The sequence below is a fragment of the Gammaproteobacteria bacterium genome, from assembly GCA_015709615.1.
Classification (GTDB): domain Bacteria; phylum Pseudomonadota; class Gammaproteobacteria; order Burkholderiales; family Nitrosomonadaceae; genus Nitrosomonas.
Genome location: CP054179.1, coordinates 300,682 through 316,812, shown reverse-complemented (window position 1 = coordinate 316,812; position 16,131 = coordinate 300,682). Strand labels below are relative to the sequence as shown.

Sequence of the window (16,131 nt, the reverse complement as noted above, 5' to 3'; positions counted from 1 at the left end):
CCCGTGTACAGCACACCCCTGGTTTCATGAATCTAATTAGCGGTGAAATGCCCAAAGAAGGATCATTCGCATCCAAATCGAAAGGCCAAACTTCACCGGATTATCCGATTGTTAAAGCGGGTGATCTGTCCAAAGGCGCTGGCGATACGGTATCGATCGATCTGTTCAATATCCTGCAAGGCAAGCCAGTCATGGGCGATAAACGTATCGCCGGGCGTATGATGCCGCTGACCTATTCGAGCATGGATGTCTTGATCAACCAATGCCGTGCTGGTGCTGATTCCGGTGGCCGCATGACACAAAAGCGCACGGTTCATAACTTGCGAAACATCAGTATGATGGGTCTGCAGGCGTGGATGCAGCGCATGGAAGATCAGGCGTCGCTCGTGCATTTGGCCGGTGCCCGTGGTTATCAGCAAACTAGCGATTGGGTAATACCATTGCAAGCCGATGCTGATTTCGCGGAAATTATGGTCAATACGGTAAAAGCACCTACTAAAAACCGTTATTTCGCTGCTAATGACGCCACCGGACCGGACACCATCGGTTCCAACGATGCATTAACGTTACAAGACGTTGACCGGATTGTTTCCCAGCTGCGTGAATCTCCATCCGTTCTTCAGCCTATCAAGATCAAAGGCGATGATCGCGCATGGAATGAACCGCTTTGGGTCATGTTCGTTACCGAACGGCAATGGTTGTATCTGCAAAGCAGAACCAGCCAAACCACATGGCGCACTGCATTGCAGAATGCCTATGAGCGCAAATCGCCGGGCGTGAAACATCCATTGTTCGATGCATACGAAACGATCATGTGGAACGGTGTGCTGATCAAACGATTGAATCGGTATGCGATCCGATTTACTGCCGGTTCAAACGTAATCGTCGATACCGGCGGTACTGACGGAAACACCTACACGGAAAGCACCGTAGCTGTTTCTTCAACTACCGATAACGACGTTGATCGCGCCATTATCGTAGGTGCGCAAGCGCTGGCGAAAGCATACGGCAAATCTAATTCCGATTATTTCTACGATTGGTCGGAAGAGTCCGTGGATCATGGCAACAGCGTCGAGACAGTGGCCGCATCAATGGGCGGTTGCGCAAAAATCCGATTCAGAATCGACGATGCTGATACGGATTTCGGTGTTGCGGTAGTCGACAGTTACGCGCCTAGCCCTGCATCTTCTGCCGGTAGAACGCTGTTAGGATCGTAATCAAACCAATAATGGCTGATGGGGTTTAATCGCCCCATCATCATTAACTTACAAGGAATACTGAAATGGCAATTATAAACGCATCAACCTTGCAAGATATTGCATATTCCGGTGATTGCCCTCTGGCGGCGCAACACGGCAAAACAACGCTGGCGGCGGCACAGATCAATGACAAAGTGCGGCTAAGTAAACTCTACGCCGGTACGAAAGTTTTTGATGCTAAGCTGATTACCGGAGCGCTTGGATCGGGCGCTACCGTTGATCTTGGTTTTGAGTACGTCAACGGAGAAGCTGGGGGAAGCGCAACTCAGTGGTTAACCGCAGCTGCGGCAACGTCTGCTGGCGCGAATCGTTCCGCTTCCGCGCCGGTTACACTGCTATACGACGCATACATCATCGCAACCATCAAGGGTGCGGCTGCAACCGGTCAAATCGACAGTGTTATTACCTTTGAATTCAGAGGAAAGTAATCTGTTGCGTGCTTGAACGAAAGGGCGATCTTTATGGTCGCCTTTTTTCTAACCAAAGAGGAAAAAGACAATGGCTAAAATGGTGAAAATAATTTATGTAGGAAAGAAACCCAGCGCATTCGATAACGTTGCACGCTCTGGCAAAACCTGGGCAGGGAATGGCGATATTCAGGAAGTGACGAAGGAACAGGCCGCAATACTTCTGAAGTATCCTGATCAATGGGCGAAGATGGAAGAGCCACCTGAGCAACAGGATGAAAACGGCGGCTACAATGATGGTGGAGATGGTAATGACAACGGTAATGATGACGATGGCAATCAGGATGACGGTCAATCAAACACCGTTGACACATCGATTCCACTTGAGAAAATGACCAAGGATGAATTGATCGTACTAGCAAAAGCAAAGTACGGTAAAGACTTGCCGGAAACCATGACCAAGAAGCAGCTGATCGATGAACTGGAAGCGCTAAAAGCCGATCTCGGTTAATTACCTGCCATATACCCGCAGCCCGTAACCAAATTGATTGTTCGGGCTATCGGGATCAAATCTATTCCCCGCACCAAATTCATTATGGACCGATTCAGGACTGAACTGACTGCCAAAACGGCCAAATTGGTTCGATATGGATTCAGGATCGTATTGATTGGAACTTAGTTGTCCCCGGTAATTTCCTTGACTGTCATACAGCCGCGGCGCATCGGTTGCATTGGGATTGTTTGTCGATTGGTTGCTGTACCTGCTACCGTATTCCCCGAACTGATTTAACACGCTGCGCGGGTCAAATTGACTGCCTGCACCGTACTGATTCGCTATCGCGGCAGGTAAAAATTGATTCACGCTATATTGACCGAGGTATTCATCGGCATGCGACAAACTGGGGAAAAGAATCAGTAGTATCAGCAAGAATTTCATTTTTTTACCTCATCGCTCAAAGCAAGTATCAACAGATCATATTCATATTGACCCGGTAAAGGTCGAATTGTTGCAGCGATACCATAATCAATCGCATTAATTTATCTGGGAAATCGATTATGGACGCTTTGGATATTGTTGATCATGATCCTGGTACTTTGTCTATCTCAAGCTCTGCAGCGCAATCTCCTGCGCTTGAAATGGGCGTTTATCAAATTAGCGTCGATTGTGACTGCAGGATAAGAATCGGTGCAGTTGATCCACAAACAGGATTAAACACAACAAAGGGCATTTTTTTCAAAAAAGGCCGCTCGGATTTATTTTCCGTAGGACATCAATACAAGATAGCAGTAATTGCGGCAGCAGGTGCAACTACTGGAACTCTTGAATACCACTGGGTTGGGAGAAGATAGAAATGGTCGGATCATTCCAGTACGTTGACGTTGACGAAGAGACAAAAGAACTCGGTATCCCTCGCTGGTATTATATTTTGGGTGTTCCTGTCGGCTTAATAGACCCAGCTACCGGGCAGCCAGCGGCTTCGGTGGCAGAATATCTGTGGAGTGACTTTCTTAGTCTCGATGCTGCCAATTTTGGCGGCAAGTTTATCCGCATTATCGATAAACACTCATCTCTTAATCTTGCTGGTGGTGTGCTATTCGTCGGAGATTCAACCGTTGTTCCTGCTAAATTTCAGCAGGTAAGCGGCGGACATATTGTTTTCAGCGGTTTTAGTGGTTTCCCTGCTGCGAATGCGGCCAGGAAAGGATGGCGCTGCTGGGACCCAACTGTAGGCATCGACGGCCAGGGGTTTTATTGTGACGGCATAAGATGGCGCCCGGACAATAATTGGATGTTCGCTGAAAAAGTATATTCAGGCTGGACTAAAACAGGCACTGCAGAAGAATTCCCGTTGCAAACGATCATACCGGTGAACAACGGTAAATCATTATTGCAGCCTGGGGATCATCTCATACTAATGCCGTCACTTGGGAAAGCCGGGAGCGTGAATGCAGCAACTATACGGTACCGCTGCGGCGTAAATGGAAATTCTGGGGATACTGCCGTCTATGACAGCGGGGCAACTACCGGCGGCAGTGGTGGATTCTGTTTTGCGGAACGCGTAATGTTCCAGCGTTTGTCGGATTCCGGAGGTAATTCAAGGCTACTCAGAACAGGATACGTATCAACAAATTCGTATTCCGGGTATGTGTTAGTGACATCTCCAAACCCTGTGCTTGGATCACCTATTACATTATCCGGCAGCATGGATTCGGCGCCATTTTATTTCGGGTTCTCGGTGGCTTGCAATGGCAATACCGACACGATCACCCTAAATTCAGGGCAAATAGAAATATTTACCGGAGGCGCTTAGGACATCATGGCTGACGGATTTAGCGTGCTCTCAAATTATCAGGTAAATAGCGCCCCTGCAAAACTGCTTTTAGACCTGGGCGATCTTGGCAACGGAGTAGACTTTGCGCCAGTCTCGCATACCGCTGGTAGCTTGAAGGATTTTGAATCTCATATTACTGGCACGGGTAGCATTGGTGGCGTGGCATTCCCTTCTGCCATTGCCGACAATTTTGGCCCGCACGCAGAATTGTTTTCGCAAATTCTGACATCGCAAAATCTATATTTAGATAGCGAGGGCGGCACACCTAAACTAAGTTCATATAGTTACAACACTATCGCAGAAATATCAGGTGGTACTGCCGACGCCGACAATCTACTAATAGAGTTTGCGGAAAAAGGGATATCGCCGTACGCGCTGACGATCCATATTGATAATGACGGCGGGACATCTGCAAATGGCAGACCGCAATCGCCGCTGATCATGGTCAACGGACGAGGATACTACGCATCGCAAGTGCAGGATATTCCCAGGTTTTATTACGTCGGCTACATAAAGCTAGATGCTGACTTGGGAGCAAAACTCGCTTATCCGAGTAACAATTGGATGAACCCGGCGATAGAGTTTAAAACAAACGGTGCGTACGATTCTGCAAATGGTATTTATCAATACGGCTGGGGAGACCTGAGGCTAATAACCGAATTGTTCAAAGATTCTGGCGGGAATCTATATCTGTCGCTAAAAATGGATAGCAACGCAAACCACCCTACATTACCGTTAATTACATACTGGCAGGAGTACACAGCGCCGTATCCATCCGCAAGCGCCGTAGCATATTCGCCCCAGATTGGCACATGGCTAAAAATTGAAATCGAACATATCCGCGCGGCTAATTATGATGATCTGACAAGTGGTCGAACATGGATGGCCGTGACTGATATGGCAACAATGGTACGCACAAAAATAATCGACAAGATCGGTGGACGGCATATGGGTGCGCTCAATTTGCCGATTGGCCGGTTTATCGTGCAATCGGTTTATTCCGCATCGTCATTTCAGCGCATCACAACAGCAGCGGGTCATCGAATTTGGAACAAATGTCCGTTTATTCAGGCGTAACTATTAAAGGGATTGAAAATGCCAGAACTTTTAATCAAAGAACTGCCAACTATCATCGGAATCGCGGCAATCCTCGGGCTTATCTGGTTCATCGGTCACGGCATCCACGAAAACGGCCGCAAGGTTGAGCGCGCCATCTGGATGGAAAGAGACAACGAACGGATTACGGCTCAAGCAAAGGAACTGAGCGAAGCTATGGCGCGTGTTGCCGCTCAAAGCAAGCAGGATATTAATCACACAATGGGGGTAATAAATGAAAAAGACAAAGCGATTGCAAAGCTTAAAAGCGATATGCGTGCTCAGCGCGCTTCTTCTGGCGGCATGTGGATCACCGCCCAAGCCTGCGATGATAGTGAAGCCGTGCGCGTGCGAGGAAAAACCGACGGTTCCGGCGAGTCTGGTGGAAGAGAACAAATACGACTTCCCGCAGATGTTGAGCGATCTCTTGAAGAAATCGCCGAGCTTGCTCAAGAAACCGTAATTGCTTACAACGCATGTGTGACTGAACTTAAAAATCATGTGACGGTTGTCCCATAAGCGATGAGAACCGATCTTTATTACAAGGGTGGTTATAAGTACCAGCTTCAGCGCCGATACATCATCCAAACAGATATTTGTCCACAGCACGATATTGTCACGCCGTACATTACGCTGCTGATGTCCGGTCTGCTCATTATAGAGGCCGGTTATGCCTGGGACGGCCCGAGCGGTCCGACAATCGATACAGCGAGCACGATGGCCGCATCGCTCGTGCACGATGCCGGGTATCAGCTGATCCGTGAAGGGCATTTGCCGGATTCATTCAAAGATCAGTTTGACCGGTTGCTGAAAGAATTGATTATTGAGGATTCGTACAATTATCAAGGTACTGCAAAGGGATTAATTCAAGCGATTACGCGATTCCGTGCTGAGTATTTTTATGATGCGGTGCACGATTTTGGATGCAGATTTATTCATGACAGGCGGCCGGTGATACACATCAAGACTGGGAGATTGAATCATGAGCGAAAAGAGCAGAAAGAAACAAATCATAGCGGTCACTGCCGCCGTTGTGATTAATGTATTACTACGGCAGGAACGTTTACTGAGGAAAATTGCTATGAATCAGCAAGAATTATTGGACAAACTGAACGACGCAAATGCGAAATCAGAGAAGATTGTTAGTGAAATACGGATGCTGAAAACGGCAGTGGAAAACGCTGATAACGTTTCTCCACAAATCGCAGAAGCCGCTAATCGTCTGATCGGGAATTTGGATGTTGCTGATGCTGAGATTCCTGATGAGGCGCCAGCCCCAGCACCGGAACCGGCACCTGCCGCAGAATTTACACCTGCACCTGAGCCAGCACCAGAAACGGCACCCGCCTAGTTTCCTCTTAAGCCCAAATAAAAGGCCGCTCTTTAGCGGCTTTTTTGTTTTCTCGCAAAAGGTCGAATTGAAAAGCGGATTCCATAATTTCAAATTATGGCTACCACAAAATATTCCGACATTACGAGCGAGGTTCTAGGGCTGCTTGCCGCGTATCCGCCTGACCCAACCGTTGAAAGCGCAACCAAGCACGCGATCATCGAGTTTTGCGCAAGATCGTGGATTTGGAAGCACCTGCCCGATCCAATCGATATTGATGCAGGCGAAAACGGATACACCATTGATTTGCCGCCAGGGTCCGAACTGGCCGTTGTACTTAACGCAGCTTTCGATGGCTATAAATTAAAACCTCAATCGACCGAGTGGCTTGATCAAGAATCGCCGCGCTGGCGCACTGATAGCGCACAGCCAAAATACTACACACAGATAGACACCGAGCAAATCCTATTGGCACCAGTGCCAGATTCCACCATTGCCGGTGGCTTGGTGCTGACCCTGGCTTTGAAGCCGAGCATTACTTCCGTGAGTTTCCCCAAATGGATTGCCAGCAAATATCTGTACGACATCGCCAATGGCGCGGCCGCGAATCTGATGCTGATGTCCGGCAAAGGATGGACCGATCCGCAGAATGGCACATACCGGAAATCGCTGTTTGATGCGGCAATATCTGGCGCCAATGCATCTTCAGCCAAAGCGCTCGGCCGTGGCGCGATCAGAACCACTGCTTACTTCTCATAGGTGCGATCAGAGTCATGGCCACCACCATAACAGCACAATCAATCGTAGACAAAGCGCAAATCCCATTGCAGGACACCACCGGCGTTCGTTGGCCGGATGCGGAATTGCTCGGCTGGCTGAATGACGGACAGCGCGAAATAGTGGTTTTAAAACCCAATGCATTCGTGATCAACACGACCATGAAACTTGCGGCCGGCACGAAACAGGGATTGCCATCCAATGCAGCCCAGCTGATCGACATCGTGCGCAACATGGGCGAGAGCGGTTCTACACCAGGGCGGCCGATCCGCATCACGGATCAAAAGATCATGGACGCGCAAGTGCCGAATTGGCACCAGCAAACCGCCAGTGCGGAAGTAAAACATTTCATGTACTCGGTGCTTGATCCTAAGCATTTCTATGTTTATCCGCCGCAGCCTACGGTCAATCAGAACTACGTGGAAATCGTCTATGGCGCGATACCGGACGATGCTGTTTTGGCAAGCGTCATCTCGCTTGATGACATCTACCAGAATGCATTGCTCGATTACATCCTGTTCCGCGCATTCAGCAAGGAATCAGAGTTAGCAGACCAGACCAAGGCCGGATTACATCAACAGAACTACATCGCGTCACTGACCGGAAAAATCAAGTCAGAGATCGGCGCCAGCCCTAACACCCATTTATCCACCACCGCGAAATAAAGGAGACACGCCATGCCCGGTGCTTTTACAAATTACCTGGAAGAGAAGATAGTCGAGCACTTCCTAAGAAATAACGCCATTACTCCGCCTTCAACCGTGTATATAGCGCTCTTCGAGTCTGATCCTGGCGAAGCATCCGGAGGAACTGAAACGGCTTATACCGGATACGCGCGGCAATCAGCGGCATGGACCGCAATTGATGTGAACGGACAAACCAAGAATTCCGGCGTGGTCACATTCCCGGCTAACGGCAATGCGTCGGCGAGCGTTACAATTACACATATTGTAGTGTACGACGCTGCAACGGCCGGTAATCGTTTGCTATATGCACAGATGAACGCGCCAAAAACATTGGCTCCTGGAGATGTTCTGGCTTTTGCTGCCAATGCGCTGGTATTCGGGCTTGATTAAGGCGATCGGCCGTGAATAGCAAAAGCATCAATGGTTTTTCAGTTAACGGCAATGGATCGCCTTCTTGGGTGATCCATGCCGCTGCTGTCGCCATTGCTACAGCCACGGCCGTCAGCATAGAGCCCAAGCGCACCGCATATGCTTCCGTATTGGCCAATGCTGCGGTAACGGTTACTGTCAGCGAAAATAAAATCGTTCATGGTTTTGCGGTTGGAAATGCTACGGCATCAGCTGATATTGATCCTAATGTTACTTACGCGGGATCTGTAAATGCGACGGCTACCGCAACAAGTAATGTTTTTGCATTGCGGACATTACTGGCAGAAGCGAGCGGAAACGCAACAGCCGACGGTTATGCGCTGGTTGCGCAGGAGCTCGGCGAAGCCTCAGTTACTTGTGGCTGTTCGGTCATTAATGCCGATGCGCACAGAGTAAAACCGGGAGCGTCCAGTGTCACGGCATCCGCAACAGGAACAGTATCCGGGGCTGATGTCACCCGATACGGCAGCGTCTCGGCAAACTGCAATGCACTCATTGCCAGCATCGATGCTTCAATAAAGCTCAGTGGCGATAGTTTTTATCGCAACGACGGTTATTGCAACGCCATTGCTTCAGCTACGGCAACAATCGACGGCACGAAAACGAGCGTATCAACGACGCTTGGGGTATTCAGTTTCGGCAATTCCGATGCTTTTAATGCCAATGCGCACATTGTCCATCCTGGGGCCGCGAGTGCAAATGCATCAAGCACCGCACAGCCTACGGTTGCCACTATGCGATTCTTCCCGACGGTATCGGCTACCGCTCAGGCCGCGGTAATCAATGCAAACGGTGTGCGCATGGTAATGCCGACCGTATCCGCAGGTGCCGCAGCCACAGCGAACAGGCCAAAGGCCAAGATGAAGTATGCCGGGTTGGTCAACGCATCAGCAAATGCCGTGGCGGTAAATGCGCTCGGCGGGAAACTGTTTTACAGCAACGCGAGCAATCAAGCAGGGGCGGTTATATCAAATTGCAATGCAACGGTCATTCAATATGGAAGTGTCACGGCAGCATTGGCCACGGCTATCGTGGGCAGAGCCTACGGTATTGCCAACTCGGAGATAAGCGCGCCGGACGACCGCTATATGATTGTTGATCCCGTTGATCGCACCATGATTATTGATCCCGATGATAGAACCATGTTGGTGGCCGCATGAATCTAGGAAGCTTTACGAAACAGCCGATCGATGTCACCGATTACGACGTTGATTACAGTCAGTGGTTGACCTCCGGGGATAACGTCGAATCTGCGAGGGTTTCAGTAACCCCGGACGGATTAACCGTTGAATCGATATTCGTCAACGATCCAAAGGTGAAAATTTGGGTATCCGGCGGCGCGAGCGGATCGAAATACAAGCTCACCATCACAACGACAACGGCGGATGGCCGCGTCAAGCAGGATGAATTTAAGATAACGGTTAAAGACACCTAAAAATGGGACAACAGCTATACAAAAACAATGCATTCGGTTCTTTGTCTGGCGGCATATCGGATTCATCGACCGTGATCTCATTGGCAACAGGACAAGGTGCGCGTTTTCCGTCTCCAACCGGCGGTGATTATTTTCTTGCAACATTGATCGGTGTTGACGGCAACGGCGCAGAAAACGCCTGGGAGATTGTCAAAGTAACCGCGCGGGCTACCGATGGATTGACGGTTGTGCGCGGCCAGGAAGGAACCACGGCCGTCGCGTGGTCTGCTGGTGCGCGCATTGAAATGAGAATTACAGCGGGCACGTTGAGCAACATCGCCACCAGCAGCAATAACGCGATGGCTTATGTCAATTCATCGGCTACGCTGGCGCCAAAGATACATTACTTTATCGATTCAACATCTGGCAGTTTTGCTGTCAATATGCCGTCATCACCGTCGCTTGGCGACATCGTTGAATTATCGGACGCTTTGTCCAGCTGGGCGGCAAATCCGGTAACTCTCAATCGCAACGGATCGAATTTTGTCGATCCTTTTGGCAATTCTCAGGCTGAAAACTTCATTCTCAACGTTGCAGGTCTGACTTTATCGTTCATCTACACAGCATCAGGCTGGAGGGCTATCTAAAATGCAATTGTCAGATTTCAATCCAATAAAGAACACGAGCGGCTTGATTGCGGGCGAATCATTGACCTTCAAGGATTTGGTCTATCTGGATGCGACCGACGGCAAAGGCAGAAAAGCGGCAATAGCCAACTTTGCGGCTGTCGGCAATGTTGACTTGGGAACCCAGCAAACAAATGACAGCACGGGAATGATCATTGCGCAAACCAATGTATCTTCTGCTGTTACCGCTGCTTTTAGCCGTCAAGCCGTCGTGAATAACGAGAATGGTGAAATATTCACGCTATCCAATCCTTTTTTGTTGAATAAGTTTTCCGCCAATGGTTCGCTGGTCAATAGCGTTTCCATATCGGCTTTGGCATTCACAAATGACCATATTCTTAAACTCAGCAACGGCAACATTGCGTGCATTGGAAAGGATGCGTCATCCATACAAATAGCGGTATTTGATGCAAATCTTGTTACTGTTAAAGCATTAACCGCCATTACCGCGTCGAACAATACCTATTTTTCGGCTGTGGCATTATCGGGCGGCGGTTTTGCCGTTGTGTTTCAGGATAGCTCTTCGCCATTGAACAGCAAGCTGGCGACGTTCGATAATTCAGGCAATGCCGTGCTCTCGCCCACGACGATATGGACAAGAACCGGAGCAAGCGGGAACCAATATCACAAAATGATTCAGCTGAGTAATGGCAACTTAGCAATTGCCGTTTCCAGCGTTAACACATCCTCTAGCATAGGACTCTATTATGGCGTTGTAACCACGGCCGGTGTGTCAGTGCTTTCATTCACTTCACTGGATACCACGTCGGTTTCAATATTCCCTGAAATGGCGATAATGAACGGTTATTTTGCCATCTCAAGGCCAAATGGAACCAACCAGAAAGCCTATGTGTTCAACAATTCAGGTGTATTGCAAGGCAGTGAATTCACGTTCGCATCGACCGCTGGTAGCGGCAATTCCAATATAACCAAGTTGCTATCGGACGGAACTGATTTCTGGCTGATTTGGCATCGCAACACTGATTCTAAATGTGTTACCAGCAAATTACCGGTAACTGGAACCGGCGGAACCACGACGATCACGACCATTTCGCCATCACAGTACGGGCTTTATCTGGATGCGTTTTATGAAAACGGTCTTATCTGCGCCATTTCAATGTCCGGATCGTCGGCTTTATCTCCCGTGATGTGGGTGATTTCAACCAAGACAGGCAGTTTATTGGCCAGCAGCGACACTAAGTTTGGTGTTGCGCCAAGCACTACAAACGGCTTTTATCCTAGAGTCATACCGGGCGGAGATCGTTCTTTCATCGCCATGTATGACTACACAAACAGTGGTGCCACTAATTTATGTGTTGGCAAGTACGCCAGAACGGCAATCATCGGGGCTGCTCAGAACTCAGTGGCTGCCGATGCGGCCGTCAGAATGTATTCCGAGGCCGGAGCCTATGAGATTAATCCTATCGGCGGTGTTGCGACCGGTTTTAATCACGCCGCAAATCCAATCACGGGCAATGCCGGTGCAATTTTGCCGTTGAGCGTTACATTAAAAGGAGTAGGGGGTTAGATAAATGGCACAAATCAGACGTATCAGCTCTGGAGAAGTCATTGAAGTTTCCAGCACTCCTGTTTTTCATAATGGTGTTTGGGATTGCGGCAATCAAAGATTAATGGATTCCACGGGCACAGAATACGAACCGGTAAAGTTACCAGCCAAGGTTTCGGTCATAGAATTCAAATTGCTTTTCACAATAGAAGAGCGAGTGGCGATCAATGCAGCCAGGGAGACGAATGCAGTTGTCCAGGATTTTTACGCACTATTGGATGATCAACGCACGGAAACGGTTGATTTATCTCTTTCTGCTGTACAAGAAATGCTCAATTACTTGGTTGATCAAAGCCTGTTAAATCCTGAAAGAAGAACTCAAATACTTTCGTACGTTCCGCAATAAATGGCACAGGAGCGCATCAATGGCAGGTTTCAAACTCAATGTGTTTTCCGGCATAAGGCCACGCGCGCCGGAATCACTGTTACAGGAAAACGAAGCGACTGACGCAAAGAATTGCGATTTTGCCTATGGTGAACTGCGCAATACCAAAGGTGGTTTTGAATACCTGACGCTATCCAATTCACCCAAGGGCATATACACGGATAACGGATTAACCTTCTATTCGTGGCTCAATGACGCCGACGCTGTGCGTTCTCCGCTGGTCAACGATCCATTCGACCGAGTTTATTTCACACAAGACAATCTTATCCGTGTTGCTTCAAGAACAGGGACGAGAGTCAACGGAGGTCCGCCGTCGACATCTTATCGCGTGGGCGTTCCACGTCCGTCGGTTGCACCTTCCTTGGTTACTTCGGTCAATGTGCCCGACGCGAGCAAAGCCAATATTGTTTTTACGTTTCATTGGGAATCTGTCGGGGTTAAGTACCAGGAACAGACGATAAATCCAACCATATTATCCGACAGCACGGCGCAATTCACGCCACCGGCACGGGATGAGAGCACGCCATCAACGGCTTTTCCCGTACTGCGCATGACAGCCAGCTGGAAATCAGACGACACGCTGATATTCGATATTTACACCACCAATTCATCATTCGACAGCTCAACCAATTTATACACGCTCGACATTACCAAAGACCCAGGCGACGGTGTTACGACCTACACAGCAAAAATAACGCTGACGATCAATGAAGCGGACAAGGAAGCGCGCGCTTACGTTTACACCTACGTCAACATTTACAATGAAGAGGGGCCGCCAAGCAGTTACGCGATAACGACGCTGCTGCCCACATTCGAGGTGGATGTCACGGTTGTTAAGGACAGTATTTCAGATTATGCGCCGATCAAGGAAATACGCATTTATCGCACGCCATCGGGTGCGGATGTCACCGATTTCTATTATGTCGGATCGCTCTACGTGTTGTCGGATTCCGGCTCGCTGGTGTTCAGGGATAACGTTGCCGGTGCAATGCTCAATGAACTGCTGTCATCGACCAATTATTACGCGCCTCAGCCTGTCAGCGGGTTATCCATACTTCCCAATGGCATATTGATGGCGTTCGATCAGAAAAATATATACCTGTCCGAACCCTACAAGCCGTGGGCATGGCCACCCGGATACGCGAAACCGTTGCCTTATGAAATCATGGGGCTCATCGTGGCCGGATCGGGCGCGATTGCGACAACCAAGTCACAGCCTTATCTAGTGTCCGGTGTGTCTCCGGATGCCATGACGGTGAGTAAGATCAATATCGATCAAGCCGGGGTTTCCAAGTGGTCTATGGCTGTGGCGGATGGCTTGATTGTGTATGCGAGTCATGACGGCATTGTGTCTATCAATGGCGTAACCGGAAGCTTGGTCGAAAGCCAGAACTTTTTTACGCGGGAAGTGTGGCGGCAGCGCTACGGCAGTGGATTGTCATCCATGCATTTCGCTGTATGGGATGGCCGTCTGGTGGTTTATTCGCACGATAACGCATTTACGCCGTTCATGATCCGGTTTGATGAAGCCGGTGGAACCATGACGGATTTGCCGGATTTCGTGGCCAAGTGCTCGTTCGTCAATCCGGTATCCGACCAGTTTTATTATGCCAATGGCAATAAGCTTTATCAGTTCGCCGGTGGTTCGTCGCAGAATGCGACATGGCAATCGGCAGAAAAGGTTTTATTGCAGCCCTTGAACTTCGGCGCAGCGCAGGCCGTCGTTGAAGGGAATTGGACTATCGAGTTTTGGGCGTATGTAAAAAACTATGCAACCGGATTTTTTGAGTATCAATTGAAACACTCTCAAGCCGTCGCAACCGGTCAAACGGATTTCAGGTTGCCATCAGGGTACGAATCCGACCGGTACCGGATCAGGATTACCGGGAATGGCCGGTTTCGTGAGTTGCGTGTAGCGCAAACGTTCAAAGAATTGGTCGCGCTATGAGTGATCTTGCCGACAGATTCAAGGGGATACCTGGAATACCGGATGGTGTTCTGAATGCGATTGCCGATGAGAATGTGCGCACCGTGCTGCGCGCCATCGCCGACGGCTGGAATGTGCGCAATGGCGTATCCGGTAACGGCGACAATGCTTTTATCACTAAGAAGGATGTCGAGAATCTGCGCATCGGTTCAGGCGGCAGCGCGCAAACGCTGAAATCGCTGCTGCAAACCGTAAGCAATGATCAATCCGGAAATTCCGGCGGCGGCACATCGATAAAACCCGGTGACATAGATGGCATATTGTCCGATCTGCAAACTCAGATCATCAATTCAGCCGTATTCCGTGACCTGGGTGAGCGCGTCGATTACATCGATAAGCCGGGCGGCATATTCGATCAGATCGGTCAAATTGAAGTGGTTGCCAATAATGACCGGCAATCGCGCATTGATGGCGACACTGCGCTACAAACTAACATTGACAATCTCGGGGTGCGGGTAGATAACTCGGAAACGGCTATCCAATCAGAAACCACCCAGCGGGTAAATGCCGACAATGCCATCACTGAGCATGTCAATACGCAATACGCAAGCGTCAATGAAAATATAGGACTCATTCAGACCCAACAAACCACGACAGCAAACAATGTGGCGGCTCTGTCCACCAAGACAGATACCATGCAGTCAACCATCAATGGCCACACTGCATCCATAGCCGCAGAATCGACGGCGCGCGCGGATGCCGACGGGAAACTATTTTCTCAATACACGCTCAAGCTCGATGTAAATGGATTGATCAGCGGGTTTGGCTTGTCATCGTCGGATAGCAGCAGTGACTTCCTGATCCGTGCAGACAGATTTTCGATAGTATCGCCCACCTACAACAAGAACAGCCCGAACGCTCAGAAAATAAGAATACCGTTCATCGTTCTTACCACGCCGCAAGTGATCAATGGCCGGACGGTACAGCCCGGCGTTTATATCGAGAGTGCAGCGATCAAAGACGGAACGATCGATACCGCAAAGATCGGTGTTGCAGCGGTCGATACGCTGACCATCAAAGGCAATGCCGTAACCGTGCCGGTGGGCGGTTCCGGTTACGGATACGCGCCGGCCGCTTATTTGTATATGGGGCAGCCGGGTAAAATTCTGGTTCTGGCGATGGCGAACTGGATTTCACCGCCAGGGGAAGCAGCGGCAAGTGGATATTTGAAAACATTGTGCGATGGCATTTACGGACCGGAGGTAGGAATATCGATGGCCGATCAGTTTTCCGGTTCAGCGGTTGCCATTGGCGGATACGATGTAGGGGCCGGGACGCATTCAATATCATTTCAATACAGCATATCGGGCGGAGCTAGAAACCTGGGCGCTACCGGTTTATTTGCAATAGGGTTGCAGCGATGAAAAAGTATGTGCTGTACGAGAAAAAAACCGGGAAGGTGCTCTCATCCGGAACATCCTTTTATGTGGAGAGGTTGGAAACCGATGAACTTGGCGTAATCATTGATGAATCTGTCAATGATGTGCAAAAAGTGTACGTGCGTAATGGCCAGATCATGCACATGACCGATAAACCATCACCGTTCCACGAATGGGATTATGTGCGCTCCGCCTGGGTGTTTAGTGAAGAATTGGCTTGGCGCGATGTCCGCATGAAAAGAAACACACTGCTTCAGCAAAGCGACTGGACGCAATTACCCGATGTTCCAGCGCTTACGATGCAAGCATGGATCGATTACCGCCAAAAGCTACGCGATATTACAAACCAGCAGGATCCAATGAACATCGTTTGGCCGTCAAAGCCATCGAATTAATT

General features: G+C 49.4%; 20 protein-coding genes and 1 pseudogene. 20 read left to right on the top strand and 1 reads right to left on the bottom strand.

Going from position 1 to position 16,131, the window contains the following annotated elements:
* Positions 1 to 26: 26 nt before the first annotated feature.
* From HRU77_01555 to HRU77_01545, 3 genes are all read left to right on the top strand, one after another.
* Complete coding sequence (locus tag HRU77_01555; protein QOJ19495.1) at positions 27 to 1,217, top strand: N4-gp56 family major capsid protein; 1,191 nt, start codon at positions 27 to 29, stop codon at positions 1,215 to 1,217.
* Between the two features lie 65 nt (positions 1,218 to 1,282).
* A complete protein-coding gene (locus HRU77_01550; protein QOJ19494.1) occupies positions 1,283 to 1,687 on the top strand; it encodes a hypothetical protein in 405 nt (134 codons plus the stop codon).
* A gap of 70 nt (positions 1,688 to 1,757) precedes the next feature.
* Positions 1,758 to 2,177 (top strand): hypothetical protein, encoded by a 420-nt coding sequence (locus HRU77_01545; protein ID QOJ19493.1) that lies wholly within the window; start codon positions 1,758 to 1,760, stop codon positions 2,175 to 2,177.
* Here HRU77_01545 and HRU77_01540 read toward each other — a convergent pair whose 3' ends face one another.
* The gene (locus HRU77_01540) at positions 2,178 to 2,603 is read right to left on the bottom strand and encodes a hypothetical protein (GenBank protein QOJ19492.1); all 426 of its coding nucleotides are present in this window, start codon (positions 2,601 to 2,603) and stop codon (positions 2,178 to 2,180) included.
* A gap of 119 nt (positions 2,604 to 2,722) precedes the next feature.
* On the opposite strand from HRU77_01540, the gene HRU77_01535 reads away from it, so the two are divergent.
* From HRU77_01535 to HRU77_01455, 17 genes and pseudogenes are all read left to right on the top strand, one after another.
* The gene (locus tag HRU77_01535) at positions 2,723 to 3,016 is read left to right on the top strand and encodes a hypothetical protein (protein ID QOJ19491.1); all 294 of its coding nucleotides are present in this window, start codon (positions 2,723 to 2,725) and stop codon (positions 3,014 to 3,016) included.
* Between the two features lie 2 nt (positions 3,017 to 3,018).
* Complete coding sequence (locus HRU77_01530; GenBank protein QOJ19490.1) at positions 3,019 to 3,978, top strand: hypothetical protein; 960 nt, start codon at positions 3,019 to 3,021, stop codon at positions 3,976 to 3,978.
* Positions 3,979 to 3,984: 6 nt separating this feature from the next.
* A complete protein-coding gene (locus tag HRU77_01525) occupies positions 3,985 to 5,076 on the top strand; it encodes a hypothetical protein (protein QOJ19489.1) in 1,092 nt (363 codons plus the stop codon).
* Between the two features lie 18 nt (positions 5,077 to 5,094).
* Complete coding sequence (locus HRU77_01520) at positions 5,095 to 5,613, top strand: hypothetical protein (GenBank protein ID QOJ19488.1); 519 nt, start codon at positions 5,095 to 5,097, stop codon at positions 5,611 to 5,613.
* A gap of 3 nt (positions 5,614 to 5,616) precedes the next feature.
* Positions 5,617 to 6,018, top strand: a pseudogene (locus HRU77_01515) (hypothetical protein).
* Positions 6,019 to 6,076: 58 nt separating this feature from the next.
* Positions 6,077 to 6,445: a hypothetical protein gene (locus HRU77_01510; protein QOJ19219.1), complete on the top strand. Its 369-nt coding sequence runs from the start codon at positions 6,077 to 6,079 to the stop codon at positions 6,443 to 6,445.
* Between the two features lie 96 nt (positions 6,446 to 6,541).
* Positions 6,542 to 7,183: a hypothetical protein gene (locus HRU77_01505; GenBank protein ID QOJ19487.1), complete on the top strand. Its 642-nt coding sequence runs from the start codon at positions 6,542 to 6,544 to the stop codon at positions 7,181 to 7,183.
* A gap of 14 nt (positions 7,184 to 7,197) precedes the next feature.
* Positions 7,198 to 7,866, top strand: a complete 669-nt coding sequence (locus tag HRU77_01500) for a hypothetical protein (protein QOJ19486.1) — start codon at positions 7,198 to 7,200, stop codon at positions 7,864 to 7,866.
* A 12-nt stretch (positions 7,867 to 7,878) separates the two neighbouring features.
* A complete protein-coding gene (locus HRU77_01495) occupies positions 7,879 to 8,277 on the top strand; it encodes a hypothetical protein (GenBank protein QOJ19485.1) in 399 nt (132 codons plus the stop codon).
* A gap of 11 nt (positions 8,278 to 8,288) precedes the next feature.
* Positions 8,289 to 9,476 (top strand): hypothetical protein, encoded by a 1,188-nt coding sequence (locus HRU77_01490; protein ID QOJ19484.1) that lies wholly within the window; start codon positions 8,289 to 8,291, stop codon positions 9,474 to 9,476.
* A complete protein-coding gene (locus HRU77_01485; GenBank protein QOJ19483.1) occupies positions 9,473 to 9,751 on the top strand; it encodes a hypothetical protein in 279 nt (92 codons plus the stop codon). The genes HRU77_01490 and HRU77_01485 overlap by 4 nt, the downstream gene beginning before the upstream one ends.
* Positions 9,752 to 9,753: 2 nt before the next feature.
* Positions 9,754 to 10,377, top strand: coding sequence for a hypothetical protein (locus HRU77_01480; GenBank protein QOJ19482.1), 624 nt, complete (start codon positions 9,754 to 9,756; stop codon positions 10,375 to 10,377).
* A gap of 1 nt (position 10,378) precedes the next feature.
* On the top strand, positions 10,379 to 11,944 hold the full coding sequence (locus tag HRU77_01475; protein QOJ19481.1) for a hypothetical protein: 1,566 nt from the start codon (positions 10,379 to 10,381) through the stop codon (positions 11,942 to 11,944).
* Positions 11,945 to 11,948: 4 nt separating this feature from the next.
* A complete protein-coding gene (locus tag HRU77_01470) occupies positions 11,949 to 12,329 on the top strand; it encodes a hypothetical protein (GenBank protein ID QOJ19480.1) in 381 nt (126 codons plus the stop codon).
* Between the two features lie 19 nt (positions 12,330 to 12,348).
* Positions 12,349 to 14,316, top strand: coding sequence for a hypothetical protein (locus HRU77_01465; protein QOJ19479.1), 1,968 nt, complete (start codon positions 12,349 to 12,351; stop codon positions 14,314 to 14,316).
* The gene (locus tag HRU77_01460; GenBank protein ID QOJ19478.1) at positions 14,313 to 15,719 is read left to right on the top strand and encodes a DUF1983 domain-containing protein; all 1,407 of its coding nucleotides are present in this window, start codon (positions 14,313 to 14,315) and stop codon (positions 15,717 to 15,719) included. Before HRU77_01465 ends, HRU77_01460 begins: the two co-directional genes overlap by 4 nt.
* The gene (locus HRU77_01455) at positions 15,716 to 16,129 is read left to right on the top strand and encodes a hypothetical protein (protein QOJ19477.1); all 414 of its coding nucleotides are present in this window, start codon (positions 15,716 to 15,718) and stop codon (positions 16,127 to 16,129) included. Before HRU77_01460 ends, HRU77_01455 begins: the two co-directional genes overlap by 4 nt.
* Positions 16,130 to 16,131 lie beyond the last annotated feature (2 nt).